Below are 24,506 nucleotides of genomic sequence, written 5' to 3' on the forward strand. Positions count from 1 at the left end.
GCGGTTTACTGCTTGTGGTTCTAGTGAGTTTTGCGCGAGCTTACATAAGTTTAACTTAACTTATTGTTAACTAATAATTATAAGGTTACTTGTTGCCATATTTAGCGTTTTGGATTGATTTTCGGGGAGAAATGGCAGTTAGATGGTGAGTATTCCAATGAATGCACATTGCCCTCAGAATAAAATTCTAGGGTTATACGCCCTCCCTTGTTTACCAGTTCCCTGGGGGCGGGAAACCCGCCTACAGCAATGGTCTCACCACCTACTTTCCCTGGACTTACCATAAGGCAAGAACTTGATTGAAGCCTGCGTAGGCTGGCTTTGTTTGTGCAGCTGCGTTTCCAATCGTCGGCGTTTTTTCCCTCATTAGGATGCTCCCGCTAAATATGGCTGTTAGCTCCCCAAGTTCCTTAAAAAGCGGGGGAGCTAACTAACCCGTTACTCTAAGTTTTCTGAGAATTAGTATAATATTTTCAAAGTTTTCAAACCTTTAAAGAATCTATACTGTGTATTATTGAACATACGTATATGCGGCAATTGCTGGCAATCTCGCTTGGAGTATTGATGGTTTTTTTAAGATCCCTCTGCGGAATCTGTACAACCGCATTTAGGAATTTATATAATGGATAAAATGTAGCTAATGTTACAGATGCTGGAAAATTTCTGACTTATGAAAGAGATTTAAAAAATGTTAAGAATCTTAAATAGGGTTAATATTAGTATGAAAGTTAAGAATATGCTTCTCCTTTATGCAAGACTCTAATCTATCGGAATCAGAGTTGCTGAAAACGGTTTTGCAACCATTATTAGAAGATTTTCAGTATTGGTTTGCGAGATCGCGCAACTTTTTAGAAACAGAGCAGCTTTCATTTATGAGTCCAAACGAACAATCAGACTTACTAATGAGAGTCAAGCAAGCACAAGCGGAAGTAAACACGGCTAAGATGCTATTTACAGCAACAGACAGCAAGGTAGGAATTGATATGGCAACGCTAGTCCCTTGGCATCAATTAGTATCGCAATGCTGGAATGTAGCGATGCGCTTCCGTCAAATGCGAGATAATGAACAACAGAGAGACAGCATATAAGTCAAGATTCTTTAACATTTCCTAAGGGCAAGTGTATATTATGCTACCATTCTTTTTTCTGAGTTAAAAATTTTCATTTTATAAATACAGGCGCACCAACAGTGCGTTAAGCATTTGGTATCCTTTGGCATTCACTAACTGCATTTAAAAACTTTTCATTAAAATTAGCTACTTCTGGAGGAAAAACAATGTTGCACCTACTTTACATTTTTGCCTTTACTTTATTGGCTTTTATAGCAGTTGCAAATTTAATTCGCAATTTGATTTTATTTAGTTTTGATAGAGAGCGAGTGTATCCACCAAAATCTGTATCGTTAGGCGATCGCAACACTCACAAATCATTTACACCCCATCCAGAGTTACTGGATGCGTCTGGTAACTTAATTAGAGAACCATTGTTAGTTATGCGATCGATCAACGTTGAAGACGCCCGTCAAAAGCTCGATGCACTTTACGAAGCTTCTCCAGGACAAAAAATCGAGAAAGAAGAATAAATTATGAATTATGAAGTATGAATGATGAATTATAAATTTTTAAGAGTTTCATAATTCATCATTCATAAAGAATTATGAATTTTTAAGAGTTTCATAATTCATAATTTATCATTCATAATTCCTTAAGCTTCTATCACTACCCGAAGGTTACCGCGTTTTTTAGCAACGCGGCAAGCTGTTGTGCTTCCGGAACGCTCAAATTCTAGATCGAGAATTGTACCACCAACGCGCAAATTATGTAGGGACAGACGATTTATCGACTCCGGTAAGGCAGGGTCGATAATTCGCAAGCAATTGTTGGGAGCATCTGGCACTAGGTTAACTATCATTTGCAGCAGTTGGAAAATGCTGCCTGTAGCCCAAGCCTGAGGCGTACAAGCAACAGGATACTGCACGGGGGCATTATCGCCATTGCGTTCGTAGCCGCAGAATAATTCTGGAGGACGACCGTAGGGCTGCTGATTAGTCATGTCGAATAAGCCCTCAAAAAGTTCCAAGGCTTGGTCGATCAAACCGAGGGAACGCAAACCCATAGCAATGAGGGAATTATCGTGAGGCCAAACTGAACCAATGTGATATCCCATGGGATTGTAAGCAGGTGATAAACTGCTTAGGGTACGAATACCCCAACCGTTGAACATATCCGGTCCGCGCAATCGTTCGGCAACGCTGTAAGCTTTTTCTGGGGTAAATATTCCTAAATGCAGACAGTGACCGGGATTGGATGTAATGCTATCTACGCGATCGCCATCGCCATCCAAAGCCAAGGCGCAAAAATCTTGGTCTTCCATCCAAAAGTCTCTGTTGAAGCGAAGCTTCAAATTTCTGGCTTCTTCCGTCCATCGATCTGACAAATCAATGCGCTTCTTCATTCTAGCGATTTCTGCCAAGCGTAATTTGGCAGCATAAACGTAAGCTTGTACTTCACACAGGGCAATTGGTCCGTTAGCCAACTCTCCTTTGCGGTTAACAATACAATCTCCAGAATCTTTCCACCCTTGGTTGGCAAGCCCCTTTTTAGATTTACGGTAGTAGCTGAGGTAACCCGTGTTTTTCATACTGCGGTCAATCCATTCCATTGCCGCTAGTGCATTAGACCAGAGATGTTCTAAAGTCTCTCCATCATGAGTCCAGGCATAATACTCAGCATATAGCATCAGCCACAAGGGAGTGGCATCTACCGTACCGTAGTAAGGTGTATGAGGTATTTCCTGACAGCGTGCAAGTTCCCCAAACCGCAACTCGTGCAACATCTTACCCGGTTCTTCGTCTCGGCGATCGTTCTCTACTTTGCCTTGGTAATTCGCCAGTATGTATAGAGTTTCCTTGGCAATCTGAGGATTTAGCATCAAAGTTTGAGAAGCCGTAATGATGGAGTCTCTGCCAAATAGTGCCGAAAACCAAGGAACTCCTGCGGAAACAGTCTTGTATTTACCAAAAGATTGGCGCAATAAATACATATCCTGTTCGGCACGCTCAATAATTCGATTAAAATAGCTTTTATCCGAGCGAATTTGTGTAATTTGGTGTACCCAGTTTTGCTCTTCCATCAACTCAGAAGCTTTTGCTTGTCCTAAGGTGATAGCAGCACTGACTGTAGAGCTCGATTGGTTGTTGGTTAATAAATTCACTCGATAACCCAACTTTTGGGTTTCGTGGGAAGCCAATTCCAATCTCCAAATAGCCGTATATCCTTTAAAATAGTCTGGTTGCCGATACTGAAATTGAATGCGGGATTCCATCACCAAACCATCAAGACCTTGATAGGCAAGTGAAATTGATTGTTCCTTATGCGTTGGATTTTGAGTTTGTGCCAGAACTCCTTCAAGGGAGGACGTTTCCTCTGGCGCTTCCTCTACCTGCCGCAAAAGTTTACCCCGATTGTCCCGGCTATAGCCACGGACTTCAAATAGATCGGCAAAATCTGCTTCAAAACTGATGCTAAGTTCAAAAGAAATGGAAGTTGTGCTATAATTTGAGACTTCCAATTCTTCAAAGAGAGCACCATTCAGTACAAATTCCCGACGAATACCCAATGTATCTGGCCTCAGGCGTTCGTCTATTCTGGGGTTGGTACATAAAACCGATAGTGAAAATCCTTTGTCAGCCGTACTGCTTAGGAGTATGGGTGAATGCCCTTCAATTTGCAACTCCAAACGACTGAGGAATCGCGTATCACTGCAAAACAAGCCCAAACTCGGACCGTCATTTAACCCGCAACCAGAGACATTTCCGAGAGTGTCTGTTATAAAAAATAAATCATCGTCTTTAACCGTCAATGTTGGCTGCGGTTTTTCACTGATTACGCAGGGCCACTCTGAAATAGGTACTTGGTCAGCAGGAACAAAGGTTTTTCCGTCCAGAACAATTTTCTCCGGGGTCATGAGGGTATCCGGTGTCATCAGCTAATATCCGTGTGTACAGGTCTACTTGTTTTTCTCAATCGCATCAGCGTCAACAGGAAAAAAGACGCCAATCCAAAATGATTTGAGCCACTGAGCCAAAATAATAATCGCATACCGCTGGTTATAGGGTCTGGATCTAACTCACGACATCAAATTTTTATCTAAGAAAGGCAGATAGCAGATGGCAGAAGGAAAATTTTCAGGTTTTCATTCAGGATTGAGCCATCTATACACTCTGCACATTTGGGATTTTACAGTTCCAAAGTAAAGGGGGCGAGAAATCCCCCTTTAATTCCCTTGCGCCCGAGTAGCGAGCGTTTGGGGCTGCTTTCTTCAAAAGTCAGTCGGCACAATAAAACATAACTATGTTAACTTATGTTAAGAGCCTTAAAGCCCAGTAACTACTAACTAGTAACCACTAACAGACCCAACAGATAAATGGGAATATGCGTTAAAATAGACTCAAACATAACAATTTTATCCATATAAGCGTAGATTTGAACTTTTCTCTAACCTATTTCTAACAGATTAAATAGATTTTTTTGGAAAGTTTTAAAAAAGAATAAAGATATTTTTAAGCAACAAAATTGTTGGCTCAATTACATACTTTAATATTTGAAATACGCGTGGGGCGATCGCTACACACTGTATCTCAATAACACATTACCGTCGTTTAACCTCTTGCGACTACCTAAAGTCGATCTTGGTGAACTATATTAGATTATGCAAGTCAGCTATTATTAAAACTTCCCAACATTAGCCGATGGATAACGAAAACGTACCATGGCTGTGGTGTGTGTGTTCTTTAGACCTCGAAGACTCACTTCCCATGCCTCACTGCCAACTCCTCATTTTTTAGTGGAGAGGAGTTTCACAATTCTTTACATATTGCAACCATTTTATTAACTAAAGAGTACGTTGTAATTTGTACAATGCAGCTGTGACAAGGATTTTATCTGAGATTGTGGCTACCAAAAGACATTGATGAGCATTCCGACTTCCATGCTGAGTGAATTGCTACAGGCTCTACCCTACCTGCGGCCCCAGATATATTTTAAAGCTTCGTTAACAGCGCTCTCCCATGCGATGGAAGATCAAGTTTTGGCTGCGACTTTAGAGCAGCCTTTAGTGATCGCAAGCTTTCAGAGAGAGCGATTTTACCGCCAAGAAGCTCATCGGTATCAGAGGCTAGCTCAGCGGAGCAATCAAATATACGTACTATCAGCACCAGAAACGGACTTCACCAATAGTTCCGAGTACTATGAAAAAATTGCCTTTGAACCAGAAGATGCGTTGAGTCAAGAGTGGCATTTAGTAGTCATAGCTCAAAACTACGCGACTTGTTTGGTTTGTCGGGAAAGCGTTGGATCTATAACCAAAAACAACAAACTGCGAGAGACAAATCCTTCTCTGGACATGGATACAGCGCGGAGGTTTGAAGGAATTTGGACAGCAGAACGAGGTGTGAGTCTCAAAGCAGCTGGCTTGCTACTGAATAGAATTTTGGAATACAGACCGGAACTGTCTGACAAAATTGAACAAGCACGTCAAAGGTTTGGGTTGTCCGAGAACAACAGCGAAGTCACATCAGCATACAGTAATGAATATGCTTGTAACATCGATACTGACCCCTTTGTTCAACGCTTGGTGACTTATTTACAAGCAAGTCAGTATAAATTACACAAAGCTTATCGTTCCATTTCAGCCCAAGCACGAAAAGAGCGTTTGGTAAATTCTATTGGTACGGCTATCAGGCGATCGCTCAATCCTCAAGAAATTCTCAAAGTCGCAGCTCAAGAACTCGGACAGAATTTAGAAGCTTGCCGCTGTTTAATTTACCGCGCTCAAGCAACAGATGTCCAAGCCAAAATAGAACACGAGTTTTTAAGCCCTGGAGTCCCATCTCTTCTAGGAAAACCTTGGCCTTTAGAAAACAACCTCCTGTTTCGAGAAGTTGTATTGCAAAACGATGGTGTTTGTGTTATGGATACTCGAACGGATTCTTACATCAGTAGTTCCAAAGCACTGACAAAACTTGTTAAAAAGCACGGAATTCTGTCTTGGCTGATGGAACCGGTATTCTACCAGGGGCGGTTGTTAGGTATTGTTGAGCTGCATTATTGTAAAGAAAATATACACGATTGGCAAACTGGGGATTTTGATTTAGTAGAAGCGATCGCCACACAAGTAGGAGTTGCGCTCATCCAAGCAGAAGCATACGCGAACTTAGAAGAACTGAACCAGCAATTAGAAGCCCTCGATCGCACGCGCAGTAATTTGATCGCAATTACCGGTCACGAACTCCGGACTCCCCTCTCTACAATACAAGTGTGTTTGGAAAGCCTTGCTACTGAACCAGATATGCCCTTAGAGTTGCGACAGGTAATGCTCAACACAGCGCTTTCTGACTCAGAAAGAATGCGAAAACTGATACAAGATTTCCTAACGCTTTCAAATTTAGAAAGCGGAAGAGTAGAATGGCATCCCGAATCACTCACCTTACAGGAGTGCGTGGATTTATCCCTAAGCCGCATACAAAGTCGCTTTGACAAAGAAAATATCCCCACAATCAAAACTCAGATTGCACAAAACCTACCCCTAGTGAAAGCTGACGGTGATTGGCTAGTAGAAGTTTTAGCAAAACTCATAGACAATGCGTGTAAATTTACACCTGTAGACGGAACCATCACAGTCAAGGCGGAGCGCAACAATCAAAAAATGGTTGAGGTCACAGTAGCGGATACCGGGCGGGGAATTGAACCGAATCGCTTAGAAATCGTATTTGACCGCTTTTACCAAGAAGAAGGAGCACTGCGGCGTACCACAGGTGGAACCGGGCTTGGATTAGCAATTTGTCGTCAAATTGTCAATGGTTGGGGAGGAGAAATTTGGGCTGAATCCGGCGGCAAAAACAAAGGCAGTCAGTTTCACTTTACCATACCCATTATTGAGAACAGCCAAGAGCAAAAACCTTCAAAAGTCAAGAGTAAATAATTGAAGAGCCATTAGCCATTAGCCATTAGCAATTACCAAAAACTGTTACAGTCTATGACGTAATCGCAATATAAGGCTAGCTGCGGTGATAGTATGCCCTAAAAACGTTGAGAGAGAACTCTATGGCGGAAACACTTTCTGGACAAACTCCCGTTTTTGGTGGTCACACTGGCGGCTTGCTTAAAAAAGCAGAAACAGAGGAAAAGTATGCTATTACTTGGACTAGCCCCAAGCAACAGCCCTTTGAACTACCCACTGGTGGTACTGCTATCATGCGCCAAGGAGAAAACTTGCTATACTTGGCTCGCAAAGAGTATGGCGTCTATCTGGGCGGTCAAGTACTCCGGAAGTTGAAAATCACAGATTACAAAGTTTATCGGATCTTCCCCAACGGAGAAATTCAGTACATTCACCCAGCTGATGGTGTCTTTCCAGAAAAAGTCAACCAAGGTCGTGAAAAAGTTCGTTATAACGACCGTAGAATCGGTGAAAATCCAAGCCCCGCTCAAGTTAAATTTAGCGGTACGGCTACCTATGATGCTCCCAATTCATAGTTAATTGTTAGTGGTTAGTGGTTGGTCGTTAGTAGTTGGTCGTTGGTCGTTATTAGTAACAATCAATCGTTAACTACAGCCACCAGTTACTAACCACTAACCACTCACCACTCACCACCAACCCATCGTGATGATTTTCCCAGAATTCTCCGAGTTTTCTGAATTAGCTAAAGAGGGCAATTTTGTTCCAGTCTACCAAGAATGGGTCGCGGACCTCGATACACCCGTGTCTGCTTGGTACAAAGTCTGCGCGGGTCAACCTTTTAGCTTTTTACTAGAATCTGTTGAAGGTGGAGAAAAACTGGGACGGTATAGCTTTGTGGGTTGCGATCCGTTATGGGTTTTAGAAGCTAGAGGAGATTTCGTCACTCAAACACACCGCAATGGGTCTCAGCAAGTCTATGAAGGTGACCCCTTTACAACTTTGCAAGCTTGCTTGGAACCTTATAAACCAGTGAAATTACCTCAATTACCTCCAGGGATTGGGGGTTTATTCGGTTTTTGGGGCTATGAATTGATTCATTGGATAGAACCGCGAGTCCCAATTCATCCACAAGATGAACGAAATATTCCAGATGGATTGTGGATGCAAGTGGACAGCTTGTTAATTTTTGACCAAGTCAAGCGGAAAATTTGGGCGATCGCATATGTTGACTTGCGCGATGTAGAGACTCAGAAGGGGAAGCCATTAGAACAGGCTTATCAAAAAGCATGCGATCGCGTAACTCACATGGTAAGCAAGCTTTCTTTACCTCTATCCCCACAAAAAACTATTCTAGAATGGACGCCACCAGAAACAAACAAAGCGCGGAAAGGAAAGGGAATAGAGGACTACAAGAGTAACTTTACGCGATCGAGCTTTTGTGCCAGTGTTGAGAAAGCAAAAGAGTACATCAAAGCAGGAGATATCTTTCAGGTTGTTATTTCCCAACGATTGACAACGGAATATACGGGAGATCCCTTTTCTCTATACCGATCGCTCAGGCAAATCAATCCTTCGCCTTACATGACGTATTTTAACTTTCAGGATTGGCAAATTATCGGCTCTAGCCCGGAAGTCATGGTCAAAGCAGAACTGGATGCAGAAGGACAGGCGATCGCAACAGTACGTCCCATTGCAGGAACGCGTCCGCGAGGGAAAACTCCCCAAGAAGACGCCGCAAATGCTCTTGACTTACTCCAAGACCCCAAGGAAATTGCAGAACACGTCATGCTTGTCGATTTGGGACGAAATGATTTGGGGCGAGTTTGTCAAAGTGGAACTGTGAGAGTTGATGAACTGATGGTCGTTGAACGTTACTCTCATGTAATGCATATTGTGAGTAATGTTGTGGGTAAACTTGGAGCGGGAAAAACAGCATGGGATTTACTGAAAGCGTGCTTTCCTGCGGGAACAGTGAGTGGCGCACCCAAAATTCGAGCCATGGAAATTATTTATGAGTTGGAACCGAGCCGTCGCGGTGTTTACTCTGGTGTTTACGGGTACTATGATTTTGAAGGGCAATTGAATAGTGCGATCGCAATTCGGACAATGGTAGTTCGGAATAATATGGTAAGCGTGCAAGCAGGTGCGGGTTTGGTGGCTGATTCCGATCCGGAAAAAGAATATGAGGAAACATTGAATAAGTCTAGAGGTCTTTTAGAAGCCATTCGCTGTTTGCGATAATCCTAAGGATTTGGGAACTGCAAATGAAAGCCGATAAACGCTGATGAGTTGTACCTCATTCACTTTGTCATCTGTTATTTTATATTTTGCACCTCTCCGTACAAATGCAACTAAAACAAAAAGATGCGCGATTGAGCTACCTAATTTTTCTTAGCTTTTATCGCTAAATCATTAGTTTGAGTGGCTTATTCCGGTTAGTTATATATTAGATCGCGTTTGTCAACCAATTGTTTGAAACCCTGAAAATCTCATAGAACAGATTTTGGAGTCAAGAAATTAACAATATGCTTTTGAGAAATATTATTCAGAACATTTTTCTAGCCTGTCGAGTATCGATTCTAGTTCCTGTCATGTGTTTATTATTGTCAGGGTTTGCACTCTTAGTATACGGGGCTGCTCAAACTGTCATAACGATAAGTCTCGCGCTCCGAGTCGGTAATTTATCTGGCAAAGAAGCAAAGATCATGATTATATCGTTTATCGAAATCATTGATGTGTTTCTCCTTGCTACAGTTTTCTACATCGCAGCATTGGGACTTTATGAACTGTTTATTGACAACCGCGTCAAAGTTCCCACCTGGTTGGAGATTCGTAGCATTGATGACCTTAAAAATAAGCTCGCCAGTGTTGTGGTAGTAATTTTAGGTGTTGTGTTCCTCGGACAAGCAGTAAGGTGGGAGAGTGGAAGAGAAATATTGCCCTTTGGATTGAGTGTTGCCTTAGTAATTGCAACATTAACCTATTTTCTAGGCGAAAAAACTAAAAGCGAACAAATGAAAAAACTTCTTAGCAGTAAAGGAACAAAAAACTTAATTTACCCTAACTTAGAAAATCAAGTGGAGGGTGCCAATAACAAAGAGGAACACTAAACTCTGAAAAACAAATCATATCCAGAAATGTTGAATGCTGGTACAAAAATTTACATTTTAGGTAACACTAAGCTCAAAAGCTAAAATTAATCAACAAAACATAATCTCTTCAAACCAATGCACATAACTAAATTTCTGACACATACAAGATTGTAAATAGCGAAGTTTATCTAATAATGTATGACCCCATTATTGGGGAATAGATAAAATCTGTAAAATTAAATAAGCAATGAGACAGGCATAAATTTGTAGAGTGATACCATTGACATTTTTAGTAATTAACTTATCGAGTTTTAAGTGCATCTTTAAAACTTTCCATAAAAGTTCAACTCCCCAACGTAATCGATAAATCTCTCTAATTTCATCATCAGAAACAGCAGCCTCGCCCGACGCAGGTAAATTAGTGACTAAGCGAAACTCAGTTTTCGTTTCTAAATCACAAAAATTGACAACTCTATAGGTTTGTGCATTCTCAGATGTACCCGCTTTGACTAAGGAACTCAACTCATCAAATTCTAATTTCCAATTGTTTTTTCTTCTTAGCTTAATAAAATCCAATACGCTCTTTTTTTAACTTAATAATGAAAATTTTGTTTATATATCCTGTTAAGTAATTTGATTGTCTCGGGAGTTAAATCTTTAATAAATCGCATTTTTTTCACCTGATTCAAGTAATTGATGGCTAGCGACCTTTAGCTAAATCTGCATAGAGGACAATTTCCACACCCAGAAAGATTAAAAGCGTCATTTCTACCAAGACCAGAAGTACGATTGGCCAATTTGCTTGTGGTACTAGCCACCAAAAAGCTACTAAACAAGACAGTCCTGAAGCCACAAAAGTAATTTCGTCAATAATTAATTGTTCTATCTTGCGTCGGCTGCGCCGCTTATCGCTTCTATGGGCTATTTCCCAACCAAATATAGATTCTATGTCAGAATGACCTGTATGTTCTTTAATTTTCTCTACTAGTGTTAAGCGAATATATCTACCGATTGCTGTAATTTTCTCATCATTAACAAGATAAGTCCAACCAAGGATAAGACAAACCCAAGGGATAACGAGGAGAGCATAATAATTACTTTTTCCAGATAGTGCGAAGGAGAGAATAGCACCAAAAACTCCTAACGTCACATAGAGCATATTATCGCGAAAACCAATTCGCTGAGCTTGCTCTTCTTTCAACTTTTCGTATTCATGAAGATAAACTTCAAGCATTTGTTTTTGCTCATCACGCATAAGGCATTTCCAATAAAGATGCTTCCTACATTTGCTGGCATTAGCAGTCTCACTTCTGTCAGCATCATCTCTTGACTAACTAAATTTTATCAATGAATCAAGTTTAACTGCTTAGGATAGTTAACTATCTATTGATTAAGTTCTTTAATCAAATCATTACGTCCTATTACCTCTAAAGCAGTTTTCAATTCAGAAAGTTTATTTCGCTGCTCCAACCACTCCCAAACGCCTTGCGGTTCTCTTCCTCTATTAAAAACAGCGCGTTGATGAGGTGGAATATCAAAATAGTCTGCTAACTCCTGCCAATCATGGACTAGTCTTTGACAAATAATCATCTTAATCTGGCCAAGTGAGCGTTTGTTAACTTTCTCAACAGATTGAAGAGGTTTTTGGCTGTTTAAAGGCTCTAGTCTCAACTTACTTTCAAAAGGTGCTGATTTCAGTAACTCCATAACAAACGCTGCAGCAGCATCGGCAGCGTATTCCTGCCAAGCATCATTTTTTGAACCATCAGCCCAATCACACATTCCTTTAACAAGGAAAAATCCTGGTAAAAAATTACTTTCATAAGCAGCAAGAGCTACACCTGCCCCTTCCATTTCAATCCCGACAAGCTTTGACCAATCACTCTGTAGCTCATTAATTAATGAAGGATCGGTAATAACCTTTTCGCCAGATGCAACTACCCCAAAATGTACCTGAGGTATCACCCTTCCTGTAGTACCATCAGGTCGTGAAGTCTTTACAGACATAACCCAGTTCTGTATCGGCAAACTCTTGGCCGCCTCCAATAAAACCTTACCTGGACGATAGACTTCATACCGTCGCTTAATTTCAGAGCCACCTTGCTCGTGTTGAGTTTGTTTACCCAACTCATAATAAACAATCTGTTCGCCTACTATAATATCGCCAAGATATCGACTGCTCTGCTTTTGAACGCCTCCTGCGATTCCAGCTAAAATTATGTGAGATGGGTTAAATTGAGTGATAGCTCTTTGAGTGATAACAGCAGCTTGAAGGTTACCCATTGAAGGTAAGCACAAAATTACTAATTGATAAACAGTGTCTATCTTCTGAGTTTTAAGGGCAGCTCTATAGAATGTTTGAGATGATGTTTGTACTTTTCGAGGAGAGTCTAAGTAGCGTAAAACTGCATCTTGTTCTTTTTGTAGAGCAGTTAATATAAGAACATCAGTAATAGTCTCAGCAGAGGTGCTTGAGATATCAGAATCTGTTATAAAAATTGGAGAAAATTTCTTCTCTGGTAACTTGTCAATGAAACCAAATTGTACATTATGAGTATCAGTGTTAGATGAAACACCTTGAGTAGGAGAGTTATTTAATGCTTTGATATCCTCAATTTGTGAAGTAAATTCAAAGTTATAACTTGGAGTTGGTTGTTCTTTTGTAAAATAAAGCTTTGATTCTTGAAATAATTTATTCTGCGAAGTAGCCTTCAATCGATATTTTTGTAAAACTTTTTTTAGTATAGAAACAACATTTGCATAGAGTTCGAGGACATATTGCTTTCTTGATGCGGATGTTTCTAAGTCAACTTCAGTATAAAAGTAGGCTTGCAAGTGCCAAAGCGATCTAAAAATATTAGGGTTTTTAATAGATAAATTCAGAAGTTTAAGATGATTAATTTTTAGATTTGTATCTTGATAAATTTGAACATAAAGTTCTTCTTCATCTTGAACTCGAGCTTTTTTAGTAGCAACCTCAATCATAATTGCTTGCAATTGAGAAATCCGCTTTTGGGTCTCTTCTATTTGTGATATTGTAAAAGTACTAATATCATTGCTTGGTAATATCTCTAACTGCTGTCTAGATAAAAACTCTTCAATCTGTCCAAAAAGGTTGAGATATATTTCATAAATATATCTAATACGTTGGTGTCGCCATGCAGAGCCATTAAGATGAGATAAGCAGTATTCATACAACTTGGTTAGAGAACTAAAAGGGTTTGGATTAGAAATTACTAACCCATTCTCTTGCATAACTTCAATGCTTAGCTCAACTTCTTGGTATAATTCAGCGTAATGCTCTTCTTCATAGATGTTAGAATTTCTAGTTGCAACAGTAATCATAATTGATTGTAGCCGCTCTATTTTTATTAAAAATTCTTTCAATTCTTCAGAATGCATGGCTTGCCTTCAAATAGTTTGCTAACTTCCTTTTATAAGGATTCTATAAGAAACGATATCTATCGCTAAATATCAACAGACTTTAATCTGTTAACTAGCCGCTCTATTTCCACGTCCCTATTATCAAACCATTCTTTAGACCAAACTCTGTGAATTTGCCAGTTTAGTATGTCTTCTAAAACTTTTTTTCGCAGGCGATCTCGATCTCGGGCTGTAGGATATCTACAATAAGTTAATCCATCATACTCTATCCCTAATATATACTTTTTATCAGTTAGCTGTTTTTTAATTACTGCTAAATCAATAGGATATGCTGAACGCCCAACAGATGTTTCAACTTCATACCCTTGCTTTTGTAGAGCATCATAAATATCCTCCGTTAAAAGTGAATAGGAGTGTAAATTTTGTACACTACTATTTTCTGGTAACTTTTGTTCCTTAGAATCAATGTATTCTAAATATTCTTTAAAAAAGCGCACGCCTTCCCTTTTGCCTTCTGGTTGCAAATCATTTGCCCGAATAGATGCCACTAGAATGAGTTTATATTTGGCACGAGTTATTGCTACATTAAGTCGTCGCTCTCCACCAACTCTATTAAGAGGACCAAAATAGTGACTAAACTCTCCTTCATTATCTTTTCCATATCCAAAACTGAGAATAATAACATCTCGCTCATCACCTTGAACATTTTCAAGATTTTTTATAAAGAATTTTTCTGACTCATCTCTACAAAATTCTGCTAATTCTGGATTTTCATCGCTCAGTTTATCGATTTGTTCCTGAATTGCTTCTGCTTGATCTTTACTAAAGGCAATGATACCCAGGCTTTGCTCCTGGTTTTGTTGAATATGAAGCAGCGCAAGCTTACCAACTTCTTCAGCCTCACGAATGTTTTGCTTTTTCTTTCCACCACGATTGTATACAGCTTGTTCAACGTATTTGAAATAAACACCTCTACTATCATTTTTTACGGGATTTGGGAAAGTAATGAGTTCTGAGTTATAAAATTTCTTATTGGAGAAATAAATTAAGCTTTCATCTTTGCTCCGATAATGCCATTTCAATGTAAATTCTCTCATGAACCCACACTCAGCAAGTAAGCTTTCATACCTTTCTTCCTCATCATTGTCCTCATCTTCAGCGTCAGAAGTAATACTAGCAAAGAAAGAAGAAGGAGGCATCTGATGGTTATCACCAACAACAATTACCTGTTTTGAGCGCATGATTGAGGATACTGCATCTTCTGTACGAATTTGAGAGGCTTCGTCAAAAATCACAACGTCAAAATTAATTACTTGTGGAGCAATGTACTCACTTACTGCTTGCGGACTCATCAACCAACAGGGTTTAAGAGTAACAACAAGCTCAGCGGCTTCTTCAATAAATTCACGGATTGACTTATATTTTTTTTTATTTTGACTTTCTCTATAGAGCATATCTAAAGCTATTTTTGCATTTGGTTGCTGAGACCACTCTTGCCATTGACTAACATGGAGTTGCCGAAGGCGCTTTTTTGCAACTTCTTGCTGCTTAATGTCAAGCTGAGAAAACTTTTGTATTTTTTGCTCGTAAACATTGGCACTAAAGCGCCGCAAATTATAGCAATTATCATAAATGTATTGCAACCAGTTTTGGTAAAAACCTTTTTCAAAAATTCTTGACCACAATTCTGGAGCAATATCAGAATCTTGTAACTGTTGAAGAAATGCTCCGGCACCTACTGCTTGAATTTGCTTAACGTTGCGTTGGTAATCTAACCAATCCTGAAATAAGTCAATCTCGTTAGCTGCTACGTTAAGAAATGTTTCTATTTCATCTAAAGAAGTAATGTTTAAGGGAATACGAGAATTTGTAATTACATCTTCTGGATACGGGAAGTAGCGCTGCAAGAAATTGAAACCTTCTTCAATCAAACTTTGGGCTGATGTTAATTCCTCAAGAAGTTTTGCTAGTTGACGACGACTAGTTTGTGAAGAAATCACCATTACTACTGTACTATTTTGTATGTTGTATTGGTGTAGGGTTTCTAACCATCTAAGCGATTGCTCAATGGCTTCACAATCTGGAATCTCTGTTGTAAAAAAAATTTTAAAAGCATCATGAGGAGAATAGTTTGGGTCTCTTAAGTTGTGCCATAGAAATTGAAGTTCGGCTGCTCGCTTAAGGTCTGTTTTCAATTCCCAGTCAAAAACCCACTTTTTTACTTTACGGCAATCAAGAATTTGATTGCGAGCTTTCCAGTACGTACATCGGAAGAAGCAAAAAATACCCCACTTCTGCAAGTTTTTGGATAAATCTGATAAATTGAGATGAAGAAATTCTTTTTTGTACTTAGTATTTAGAGGGTTATTTTGGATAGCTTCTAGGTCATTTTCGAGTTGAAAAAATAATTGCCATAAAACTTGTAGATCTTTATCTTGCCAACCTTGTGGAAGTAATGGAACGGCAGCTATGTGAGCTACAGATGCATTGAAATTTGCTATCTCAGTTAATGTACTTGGAGTTTTTAAGTTGAGTAATTTTCCTAATTCGTTTCCTGCTTTCTTAGCACTTCTAATACCTTGCAGCAAGGTGTTTATTCCATTATTTATATCCTCACGCGTTTGAAAATCGAGTGATGGCTGCTGGCTTTTTGCCCATAGAGTTGTTAGTTCTTTGCGAAAGAAAAGTAAAAATTTTCCGTGATTTAGCTGTTCCAGATAATCCTTAGCTCGACTTAATTGGAGAGTAGACCAATTATTTATATTTCCTAGCGTAAAGTTAAGTGTGGGAATCTGCTCTCGCTGAAATTTTAAAATTTCTCCATAAATATCCAATACCGTTTTATCTAATGGCTCCCACTTATGGTTTAAACTTTCTGCGTGTTCATTCAGGCTTTGCCGACATTCACTCAACTCATAGAAGAAAGATTCTGACTCCTGTTCCTCTAGTCGTTGCTCAAGTTCTCTACGAGTTATTTGCAGAACTTTAGCAAAGTTCTTTTTACTAGCTACATCGTTATCGGCAAAGTTAAGATAAATAGCCTCTAGATTAGACTCTTTAAGTCGATCGCAAACAACTTCGAGTGCAATTGGCTTTTCAGCAACCACAAGTACTTTCTTTTTTTTACCAACTAATTCAGCTATTATATTGGCAATTGTCTGACTTTTACCTGTACCTGGTGGTCCCTTGACTGTGAAACTTAATCCTTCCTTAGCTGCCTCAATAACCCTTTGTTGGCTAGAATCAGCTTCAAGAACTTGGAACACTGTCTTGGGATCAACTCGCTTATCTAATTCATCGATTTCAAGAATTTCAGGAACACTTAACTCGTAGTCTGCTGTATCCTTTGCAAATCCTCTAAGAATGTGTTGCTTAGCAAGAATATCGGGGTTTTGTTCCAAATACTCTAGGTCTTTGAGCATTGAACCCTTTGCTCTTTGGAACAAACTAATATAAGCAGTTTCTTCAATTTCCCATTTACGGTTAGTCAAGTCCTTGTTCTGACGTAAGCTAGTTAGAAGTTCAACATAGCTACAATTAAATTCTGTCTCAGATTCAGGGAGAATAATACTATAGTCTATCTCCAACTTTTGCACTAAGATAGGATTCAAAAAAGCATTTTCATCTGTTGGACGAATTTCGTATTCATCTTTCTTCGGCAGCTTATATAATTCAACTGGTATAAGAATAATTGGAGAAATAACATCCTGTTTAGGTTGTTCTTTGGTATTCCATCGAAGAAAACCTAAAGCTACAAATAAACTATTTACTCCTTTCTCCCTCAGAATTAAAGTGGCATCTCTACGAAGCTTCTTCAAATTTTTTTTATTGATTTGAGCTTCTATTGCATCAGCATCTAGTTCAATAGCAGGAATTGCAACAGATTCTATTACCAGTTTGTCAAATAATTGCGAAGCTGGTATCTTAATTTCGATAGTAGGTTTTTTCTCTGAATAGAAGTATAGCAGACGGTTACTTTTAGTTAACTCTGCAAGATTGTTCTTCCATGTTTGAATCTTCTGCTTTAATTCTAAACTGACTGTTGTACTCATCAACACCCTCTCGTAATATGGTAGATGCAGTAATATGTAAATCCAATTATTTGTGCTCTATATATTGTGTCAAACAGTGATAATAATTAAAATAAATATATTATATACTTTTTTAGTACCCAGATTTTTTTTGAAAATCCTAACTTCTTAATCCATTATTGAAAATTCCCACTTATTGAGTATATTTTAAAGATTTTCTTTAAGTTTTTAACTAGAGCAATTGAAATAAACACAAAAAAAATGCATATAACTACTATTGATAGCTAGAAGATTTATATTTTTCAAAAATAGTTTACTTTTTGGCTCAAATAGTCTTTTTTATATTTGAGAAATTTTATAAAAAATAAATTTTCATAGAAAAATTATTTGTTTTACTAAAACATAAAAATTATTCCTAACTTTAAAATATGCTTTTAAAGTAACAGTGAAATTTATACTCAATACATTCTATTTCAAAATTCATAAAAATGATATAAATTTTTTATAAAATTTTAGTAAAGAGCTATAGACAAGACTAAAGTGTCTTAAATTGCCTTTTATCTGTATGTATTGACAATACTATTGTACAAGTTGGTACTTTCTTTTAAGTTGCTTAAAAAGTGTAAGTAGACCTTCAAAAAAGTCTTTCTTACCTCTTTCAAAGGATGTAACAAACCTAGAAAATTCTTCAAGTTTCTGAGTAACTTCTTCACTCTCTTTATCTGATATAAATTCACACTATTTCTTTTGAAATAATCAAATTGATAACATTCAACTCATTAGAACTTAACAGTCCCAATTTCAAAAAAATGCTAAGTGATGTTCGCGATCGCGGTTATACAAACTAAAATATGGCTGCGCGGATAAGGAATTTCTAAATCAAAAAATCTCCCAAAAAGCTTGTATTGCGGGGCTTCTAGCCTACCAATTATAAGGAATGGGCGAGGACGCCTGTCCCACCTTCCAAGGTCATTTATTTCTTGGAAATCCCCAATACAAAATCCAATATTTTGTTTAAAATTATACTTAATTATAATTGTATTTACGTAATACACATATTGCGTAACACAACTTTTCTTAGTTTATGGGACTTACGCAACCTCAAACTTTAAAAAGGGGGCTACCCATAAGTCCTAGTTTAAAGAGGTTGCAGAAGTAAATTATCGTAAATCGATATCGAAATAGTATATTAGAAATGGCAGACAATGTTGTATGATTTGAGCACGCATATAAAATACGATACTCCTATCTATTAACAGTATTAAACATGGCTAATGTCAAAAAAGTCAGCGATGAGCTTTATGCATCCGGACAACCAACTCCAGAAGATTTACAAGCCCATGCACAAGAGGGATTAAAATCTGTCGTTAATTTACGTTTTCCTGATGAAGCGGGTTTCCTGAATGATGAGCAGCAGCAGGCTGAAACCTCAGGACTAAATTACGTCCACGTTCCACTAAATTCAACAAAAACCGATCGAGACTTGACAAGTAAGGTTCTTAAGGAAATTGAAGATTTACCAACACCAATTTTGTTCCATTGTGGTGTGGGGGGAAGAGCTGGCGCACTTGCTCTCATTGCTCTTGCTACCAAGGAAGGATTAAACCGGGAGCAAGTGTTGAAAAAAGCTGAAGAATTAGGAATTAGCATCGACCAGCCACATCTCAAACAGTTTTTGGAATCTCAGGAGCCTTGAAGGAGCCAGTTCCTAACTTCTATCTTCAAATAATTCTCCGAACAGTTCTTTAACTTTTTGTTTGGAATCTTCTAAAACTTGTTTACCCAAGGGCGTAGCGCAATAAAGTCGGCGCGAATGTCTTCCAGAACGTTCAATCGTTGATTGAAGATAGCCCTTGCGTTCCATGTCATGAAGCATTGGATAAAGAGTCCCCGCACTCAGCTTGTAGCCGTGTCGCCCTAATTCTTCAATGATACTCAGACCGAAAATGGGCTCATGAACTGCATGATGAAGAATGTGAAGTCGAATGAGACCTGAGTAAAAATCTTTGTCATCCATCTTATTTTCTAAACTTGTGCTTGAAGGAGTAACACTCCCTCACCTTCTCTTAACTGCTCACTGATTACGGCTCACTGAATTGTACAACCCAACGGCGGAAGAGTTCCACGGTAATTCGGATGTATCATCTAAAGTTTCAATAACTTTATGTAAATAACGTTTAAAAATTTATGTTAGCTTGTGCATATCAGGTGTTTGTTCTTTAGTTGTAGAGATTCAACCTATGACACTTTTACAAGCTAAAAACCTAACAATAGGAGACGTTCATCGATTCTTTAATTTTCAAAGACAGTATAATAACTCCTTTACTTCATTATTATCTTTATACCCCTTAACCGAATTTGAACAACAAGAAATTTTACAAATTCAAACAGACTTTGATAACTATTTAATAGAAAGCAAAGTCTTAGAAGGGATGGTTAAAGCTTTAACCATATTTCCCTTAATGAGACTAGCTGGATTTTATCGCTCTCCTATAAAAATTAGTTTGGAAGAGAATCTTGCTGATTTAATTATTGAAGACGAAGATACTAGAATTACTGGAAGAATGGATATTTTAGCAGTCAATAAGATTAAATCGGCAAAGAACAAACCCTACTTTTGGGTATTAGCGATTGAAGCTAAAAACAGTGACATTGATGCATTAGCTGGTTTACCTCAATTACTAACTTATGTGTATGAAAAGTTAGAAGATCAAACACCTGTTTGGGGATTAACGACAAATGGAAGGATTTATCAATTTGTTTATATTCAACAGGGGAATCCACCTATTTATCAGTTAATGCCAATACTCAATTTAATGGAATTTGATGACGCAACACAGTTACTTCAAATTTTTAAAGCAATTTGTCAGCTATAGAAATGAATTCGAGCAGATGTTAGGTTTTGTTCCTCAACCCAACCTCCAATTTCATCTGCAGGCGTCTGCGTTCATCTGCAGTTAATTATTATAAATCGTAAATTCCAAGCCCTCTATCCTCACAGAAATTGCACGTTCAATATTTTCTTCACCTCAGTCAAAAATGCTAGAGAATTAAAATCTACCTGACCTCTCATATGGCTAAACAATGACAATAAACCGACTGAGTTCTCTCCAATCAGATTGTCGTAAGGGTCTAGTTTGAGATTGATATCTTTCGCTTTTTCATAACGAGAAAAGTGAAACAAGGTTAAATATTGCAAAATCTCATTTTTCAATTCCCCTTTAAAAATTAGACCTTGGTAGATGTCTTCATCATCAAGTATCCCTTCATAGATCTTTAAAAGGTCTTGTTATCGGTGGGGTTTCACGCAAATCTTACATTCAGATGATGGAACTTGCTTATGCGGTAATTGACGGTGTTCAAGCTAGAGGAGAAAGAGGCAACTACAGTACACAACGTGTAAAATTTAACTCCAATCGCTTCAGTTAACTTTTCGTTACATAGTTAGAAATTTTCCCGCCGACTTACTTAGTACAAATACGGTTATTTTTTAAAGTTAGTAAAAAGTTAAATAATCATTTTTAAATATCTGTATCTTAAATCCAAATGAGCAACTCATTTATTCGATAATTGCTATTTTATTTATTAAGGTTTTTAGAGCGAAAATACGTAAAACTTATTATAAGTAAAATTCCGCTAGCTTCAATAAAAACTTTAAGTTAAATTTTGCTAAGACTATTAAAAGCTAACCAAATGATTTCTAAAAAATTAGTACTAATTTCTATTGGCTCATTATTAATCTCGATCGCAACTATTAGTTTCATGGGGCAAAAGGCCGCAATCACCGTATCCAAAAATACTGTTCTAGCAGCTACTCCATTAATACTTGTGGGTGAATATGGACAAGAGGGCGTTTTCTTAGGACTACCGAGCAGAAAAGAACGGAACGAATTAAGTGATTTACTTGGGCAAAACCCTCAATTAACTGAAGAAAGAAATGTGCATCGTAAAGTCTACAAGGCAAAACTTATTAGTTTTGACAAGCTGCAAAAAAAGCAGTCAAGTAAAGCATTTAGCCAATATGAAGTGAAATTTAAAGATAAGGTCACTGCACAAGAACACACCCTAGACTTGCTTTCTTTTGAAAGTAAAGATGGTATTATTTTTGTTGCAGAGCCTGGATCGGAGACTCCGCATTTGATTCCAAAGCCGACGGATATTTCACAACAGTTGTTTCAACATGACCAAAACTTATATATCCTAGACACCAAGACGCTGCAAGTGAAAGCGATCGGAGATGAGCAGGCACAATATACAACTAAGCAAAAGATAAAAGATTTGCCTGATTTAGGTATTGAGCATGGGCGTATTCTTCACTGGATTCAGCAACCGAATTGGTCTCCAGATGGCAATACAATTGCTTTTTTATCAAACCGGAATCGCATTGAAAGTAATCACATTGAGGTATGGATTCATGATTTAATTACTAATCAAGAGTTAAAAGTATATCACAGAGAAAACACTACTCCTCATATCCTTGGTTGGACAGCAGATAATAAAATTCTAATTAACGAATCCAAGCATACAGGTGGAGGTGGTGTTTTAGTTGCCATTGATCCTAAAACAGGGCTAAGACAAGAATTTATTAGTGGTGATTTTGTTGGGCAAAGTGATGACCGTCAAACTGTACTTTATGTAAAACGAAATAGTAGGCATGGTGAATTGTATGCACTAAATCTGTCTAATGGAACATCTCAATTACTCTACAAAACACCTATTGAGGAAAGTTTAAGTATTGGTCAAATAGATTTTTCAAAAGATAGCACACGTTTTGCAATTGGTTTACTGAATAAGAAAACAGGTGTAGAGAGCTTTCTAGTTTATAATTTGCAAACTAAAAATACAAAACGTTTAGAATTGCCGCAAGGCAAAAGATTCTACGGTCGTATGACAGTGAAATGGCTTGGCGATGAGTTGGCTGTGCCTGTTGAAAGTCGAAATTTAAATCTGCAATATTCAGAAGCAGAAACGCTTCTGATGTCAACTTTTTAAGGAGGGAAATTAAATAATGAAGAAATTACTTAAGGCAACATCAACAATAGTAATAGGAAAGCTTGATTTCATCTCTTTATCAACTTGGGATAGTGGTAAAATAACGGCTTTCTATGTCTATGCCTATGATGATGAATACGGTTATGATGCGATTTATGATGGTAATGCTGTGGTTTTTCACCGGACATCGGGTACTAATGCCTGGGCAATGAAAACTGCTACTGCTAGTGGGGGTGTTAATAAATACTACGCTGACTTAAGTACTATATATCCCGTAGGTACGAAAGTTGATCGGATGGTACGAGTAGTTCGTTCAAATATTGTTGGTAAGCCAGGAGCAAATTACACTTGGGCATTTCATAGCCCTAAATTTGCTCAACCGGATTTTAATCCTAACTCAACCTCTAACCAATTTGATTATTTTACCAATACTAGGCAATAACAACTAATTGCGTAATGTATAAAGACCTAGTAAATGCTAGGTCTTTTTATTGGGCTTAAAAACTTTTACAATTAGTAGTGTTTAGCTATTCTTCAGCTAACCAACGTACATAAGGACGGGAGCCGCCTATTCCCTGATATGTGATTGTAGTACTCACCGTTGCTTGTTCCAAATTCAAACGAAAATAAACTTTTCCATTCTGGAATCGAAAATTATATACAGGAGGTGCTTCTGACTTAGCATTGCCAACACAGGAAGTATAGGAATTACGTAGCTTTGCTTCATACTCCACAAATTTCTTACCTGATGCTATTAATTTAGCACTCTGAATGTCAGCAACAGCAGTATGTTCTGCGCCACCTTCAACAGGAAGCAAGAAAGTCCAAATCCCAATGGTTTCAGGACATATCCCCGCTTGACGTTTGACATTAAGTATCATATTTGGTTTTTCTGGTATTAAACCGTTAGTAGTTCCTACCACTTTATTATCTTTAGTACAAGCAACTAATATCCCTAAACTAACGACTGGAATAATTAGGGATAAGGTCAAAAATTTTAGATTATTGGAGAACATTCTTCTAGTTCCGTTGATGATTTTTATTTGATTAACAGCAAGATTTAAGTATTAAAGCGCAATAAGCATCATCTTACTTTTAAGCAAGTATTTTTAATGACTTATTACACAGTAAAAAAGTTGCGTTTATTATCATTAGATTTAAAAAAAACATACATTATTAATGATTCGTCTATATTTGAACAATATTTACATTGTCTTTTTTAATAGCAAGGTAAGTAGTATTTCTCTAGATAGTTTATTTGGGCTTTTTTCTTCAGTTTACCCAGTGTTTCTGTATCTATAATTCGCTTGAGTCGATAAAAATCTAACTGCGGGTTGTCTTTATCTTTGTATAAATCGTCAAGAAGATACCCTAGTTCTTCTCTTTCTTCTTCATCGATAGAAGCAAACTGAACTTTTCTATACTGTTCTAACCCTTTTTTTAATTGCTCGTTAAACTCCCGTGTTTTTTGTACGGCGATTGTTATTTTGTGAAATCTTAAGACTGCTTTTTCTTTATGATTTTTGTCTGGAAAGGTTAATCTTTGTTTCTGTAAACCCTTATAAGAGCTAAACGGATAGGTAAAGTTTAAGCTAGGTATATCACCTTTAAAGCTTTGCAAATCTGTCACTAAACTCTCTACAAACTCTTTTACGCTAGAAACCCTACCTTCTCCTACCTCAGAGGCGATCGCATCTCCTAATATCTGTTTGACACAATCTGCAATCGCTTGAATTTTTCCTGGAAGTAATTCTTTACAACCCGGACTAAAATTGACGGTAGCGGCTTTTGCATTGTTTGCTGCAGCACCTAAAGGATTGCTAATCTGCAACCGAGCAACTTGGCTCGCAACAGCATCAACGTCAATACGCAGTCGCAAACCATCGGTTGATACTTCAAACAGGTTGTTAGATTGCTGATTTCGTAGGACTTGTAAAATCTTGTCCAGAATGTCGCTGTAGTCTACAAAAACGAGATCGTTGTTACCTGTTCGTATAGTACTCACTCTGCTTGCTCCTAGCCTTCCTCTATGGCTGCTCCAGTCAAT

18 protein-coding genes and 1 pseudogene are annotated in these 24,506 nt (G+C 38.0%); 10 read left to right on the forward strand and 9 right to left on the reverse strand.

Annotation, left to right across the window (positions count from 1 at the left end; translation table 11 throughout):
- The first annotated feature begins 749 nt into the window (after positions 1-749).
- On the forward strand, positions 750-1,088 hold the full coding sequence (locus tag AB0756_RS37380) for a DUF2605 domain-containing protein (RefSeq protein ID WP_017744638.1): 339 nt from the start codon (positions 750-752) through the stop codon (positions 1,086-1,088).
- Positions 1,089-1,276: 188 nt separating this feature from the next.
- Positions 1,277-1,582 (forward strand): DUF2973 domain-containing protein, encoded by a 306-nt coding sequence (locus AB0756_RS37385; protein WP_038072626.1) that lies wholly within the window; start codon positions 1,277-1,279, stop codon positions 1,580-1,582.
- A gap of 122 nt (positions 1,583-1,704) precedes the next feature.
- Here AB0756_RS37385 and AB0756_RS37390 read toward each other — a convergent pair whose 3' ends face one another.
- Positions 1,705-3,984, reverse strand: a complete 2,280-nt coding sequence (locus tag AB0756_RS37390; RefSeq protein WP_038072628.1) for an amylo-alpha-1,6-glucosidase — start codon at positions 3,982-3,984, stop codon at positions 1,705-1,707.
- Positions 3,985-4,971: 987 nt separating this feature from the next.
- Here AB0756_RS37390 and AB0756_RS37395 point away from each other — a divergent pair.
- The 4 genes from AB0756_RS37395 to AB0756_RS37410 all read left to right on the forward strand — a co-directional run bounded on the left by AB0756_RS37395 (position 4,972) and on the right by AB0756_RS37410 (position 10,070).
- Positions 4,972-6,981, forward strand: coding sequence for a DICT sensory domain-containing protein (locus AB0756_RS37395; RefSeq protein WP_038072630.1), 2,010 nt, complete (start codon positions 4,972-4,974; stop codon positions 6,979-6,981).
- Positions 6,982-7,103: 122 nt separating this feature from the next.
- Positions 7,104-7,535 (forward strand): photosystem I reaction center subunit II PsaD, encoded by a 432-nt coding sequence (locus AB0756_RS37400; protein ID WP_038072633.1) that lies wholly within the window; start codon positions 7,104-7,106, stop codon positions 7,533-7,535.
- 130 nt (positions 7,536-7,665) lie between these two features.
- Positions 7,666-9,201 carry an anthranilate synthase component I gene (trpE, locus tag AB0756_RS37405; protein ID WP_038072634.1) on the forward strand — a complete coding sequence of 512 codons (1,536 nt, stop codon included), beginning with the start codon at positions 7,666-7,668 and terminating at the stop codon, positions 9,199-9,201.
- Positions 9,202-9,485: 284 nt separating this feature from the next.
- Positions 9,486-10,070 (forward strand): YqhA family protein, encoded by a 585-nt coding sequence (locus tag AB0756_RS37410; protein ID WP_082051700.1) that lies wholly within the window; start codon positions 9,486-9,488, stop codon positions 10,068-10,070.
- Positions 10,071-10,160: 90 nt separating this feature from the next.
- Here AB0756_RS37410 and AB0756_RS37415 read toward each other — a convergent pair.
- From AB0756_RS37415 to AB0756_RS37430, 4 genes and pseudogenes are all read right to left on the reverse strand, one after another.
- Positions 10,161-10,622 (reverse strand): annotated as a pseudogene (locus tag AB0756_RS37415) (transposase); the annotation flags it as partial.
- 130 nt (positions 10,623-10,752) lie between these two features.
- On the reverse strand, positions 10,753-11,307 hold the full coding sequence (locus tag AB0756_RS37420; RefSeq protein ID WP_038072635.1) for a hypothetical protein: 555 nt from the start codon (positions 11,305-11,307) through the stop codon (positions 10,753-10,755).
- A 128-nt stretch (positions 11,308-11,435) separates the two neighbouring features.
- Positions 11,436-13,454 (reverse strand): phosphorylase family protein, encoded by a 2,019-nt coding sequence (locus AB0756_RS37425; RefSeq protein WP_038072636.1) that lies wholly within the window; start codon positions 13,452-13,454, stop codon positions 11,436-11,438.
- Positions 13,455-13,519: 65 nt separating this feature from the next.
- Entirely contained in the window at positions 13,520-17,488 is a 3,969-nt protein-coding gene (locus tag AB0756_RS37430) for a DUF4011 domain-containing protein (protein ID WP_038072637.1), read from the reverse strand.
- Between the two features lie 1,246 nt (positions 17,489-18,734).
- Here AB0756_RS37430 and AB0756_RS37435 point away from each other — a divergent pair.
- Positions 18,735-19,163, forward strand: a complete 429-nt coding sequence (locus AB0756_RS37435; protein ID WP_038072638.1) for a beta-lactamase hydrolase domain-containing protein — start codon at positions 18,735-18,737, stop codon at positions 19,161-19,163.
- 12 nt (positions 19,164-19,175) lie between these two features.
- On the opposite strand, the gene AB0756_RS37440 is transcribed toward AB0756_RS37435, so the two are convergent.
- The gene (locus tag AB0756_RS37440; RefSeq protein WP_038072639.1) at positions 19,176-19,484 is read right to left on the reverse strand and encodes a PadR family transcriptional regulator; all 309 of its coding nucleotides are present in this window, start codon (positions 19,482-19,484) and stop codon (positions 19,176-19,178) included.
- 223 nt (positions 19,485-19,707) lie between these two features.
- On the opposite strand from AB0756_RS37440, the gene AB0756_RS37445 reads away from it, so the two are divergent.
- Complete coding sequence (locus AB0756_RS37445) at positions 19,708-20,343, forward strand: hypothetical protein (RefSeq protein WP_038072643.1); 636 nt, start codon at positions 19,708-19,710, stop codon at positions 20,341-20,343.
- Positions 20,344-20,462: 119 nt separating this feature from the next.
- Here AB0756_RS37445 and AB0756_RS37450 read toward each other — a convergent pair whose 3' ends face one another.
- Complete coding sequence (locus AB0756_RS37450) at positions 20,463-20,651, reverse strand: hypothetical protein (RefSeq protein WP_202048615.1); 189 nt, start codon at positions 20,649-20,651, stop codon at positions 20,463-20,465.
- Between the two features lie 509 nt (positions 20,652-21,160).
- Here AB0756_RS37450 and AB0756_RS37455 point away from each other — a divergent pair.
- The gene (locus AB0756_RS37455) at positions 21,161-22,459 is read left to right on the forward strand and encodes a TolB family protein (protein ID WP_050045759.1); all 1,299 of its coding nucleotides are present in this window, start codon (positions 21,161-21,163) and stop codon (positions 22,457-22,459) included.
- A 16-nt stretch (positions 22,460-22,475) separates the two neighbouring features.
- Complete coding sequence (locus tag AB0756_RS37460) at positions 22,476-22,901, forward strand: hypothetical protein (RefSeq protein WP_038072646.1); 426 nt, start codon at positions 22,476-22,478, stop codon at positions 22,899-22,901.
- A gap of 85 nt (positions 22,902-22,986) precedes the next feature.
- Here the strand turns inward: AB0756_RS37460 and AB0756_RS37465 are convergent, their stop codons facing one another.
- Complete coding sequence (locus AB0756_RS37465; protein WP_038072648.1) at positions 22,987-23,475, reverse strand: hypothetical protein; 489 nt, start codon at positions 23,473-23,475, stop codon at positions 22,987-22,989.
- A 203-nt stretch (positions 23,476-23,678) separates the two neighbouring features.
- Positions 23,679-24,464, reverse strand: a complete 786-nt coding sequence (locus tag AB0756_RS37470) for a hypothetical protein (RefSeq protein ID WP_038072650.1) — start codon at positions 24,462-24,464, stop codon at positions 23,679-23,681.
- Positions 24,465-24,506 lie beyond the last annotated feature (42 nt).

Origin of the sequence: Tolypothrix campylonemoides VB511288_2 (assembly GCF_045999855.1) — a bacterium.
Classification (GTDB): Bacteria; Cyanobacteriota; Cyanobacteriia; order Cyanobacteriales; family Nostocaceae; genus Scytonema; species Scytonema bouteillei_A.

What these genes read in the sequence shown, in the direction of transcription:
- AB0756_RS37380 (WP_017744638.1), top strand. Translation starts at nt 750, where the DNA reads ATGCAAGACTCTAATCTATCGGAATCAGAGTTGCTGAAAACGGTTTTG.
- AB0756_RS37385 (WP_038072626.1), top strand. Translation starts at nt 1,277, where the DNA reads ATGTTGCACCTACTTTACATTTTTGCCTTTACTTTATTGGCTTTTATA.
- AB0756_RS37390 (WP_038072628.1), bottom strand. Translation starts at nt 3,984, where the DNA reads ATGACACCGGATACCCTCATGACCCCGGAGAAAATTGTTCTGGACGGA.
- AB0756_RS37395 (WP_038072630.1), top strand. Translation starts at nt 4,972, where the DNA reads ATGAGCATTCCGACTTCCATGCTGAGTGAATTGCTACAGGCTCTACCC.
- AB0756_RS37400 (WP_038072633.1), top strand. Translation starts at nt 7,104, where the DNA reads ATGGCGGAAACACTTTCTGGACAAACTCCCGTTTTTGGTGGTCACACT.
- trpE (WP_038072634.1), top strand. Translation starts at nt 7,666, where the DNA reads ATGATTTTCCCAGAATTCTCCGAGTTTTCTGAATTAGCTAAAGAGGGC.
- AB0756_RS37410 (WP_082051700.1), top strand. Translation starts at nt 9,486, where the DNA reads ATGCTTTTGAGAAATATTATTCAGAACATTTTTCTAGCCTGTCGAGTA.
- AB0756_RS37420 (WP_038072635.1), bottom strand. Translation starts at nt 11,307, where the DNA reads ATGCGTGATGAGCAAAAACAAATGCTTGAAGTTTATCTTCATGAATAC.
- AB0756_RS37425 (WP_038072636.1), bottom strand. Translation starts at nt 13,454, where the DNA reads ATGCATTCTGAAGAATTGAAAGAATTTTTAATAAAAATAGAGCGGCTA.
- AB0756_RS37430 (WP_038072637.1), bottom strand. Translation starts at nt 17,488, where the DNA reads ATGAGTACAACAGTCAGTTTAGAATTAAAGCAGAAGATTCAAACATGG.
- AB0756_RS37435 (WP_038072638.1), top strand. Translation starts at nt 18,735, where the DNA reads ATGGCTAATGTCAAAAAAGTCAGCGATGAGCTTTATGCATCCGGACAA.
- AB0756_RS37440 (WP_038072639.1), bottom strand. Translation starts at nt 19,484, where the DNA reads ATGGATGACAAAGATTTTTACTCAGGTCTCATTCGACTTCACATTCTT.
- AB0756_RS37445 (WP_038072643.1), top strand. Translation starts at nt 19,708, where the DNA reads ATGACACTTTTACAAGCTAAAAACCTAACAATAGGAGACGTTCATCGA.
- AB0756_RS37455 (WP_050045759.1), top strand. Translation starts at nt 21,161, where the DNA reads ATGATTTCTAAAAAATTAGTACTAATTTCTATTGGCTCATTATTAATC.
- AB0756_RS37460 (WP_038072646.1), top strand. Translation starts at nt 22,476, where the DNA reads ATGAAGAAATTACTTAAGGCAACATCAACAATAGTAATAGGAAAGCTT.
- AB0756_RS37465 (WP_038072648.1), bottom strand. Translation starts at nt 23,475, where the DNA reads ATGTTCTCCAATAATCTAAAATTTTTGACCTTATCCCTAATTATTCCA.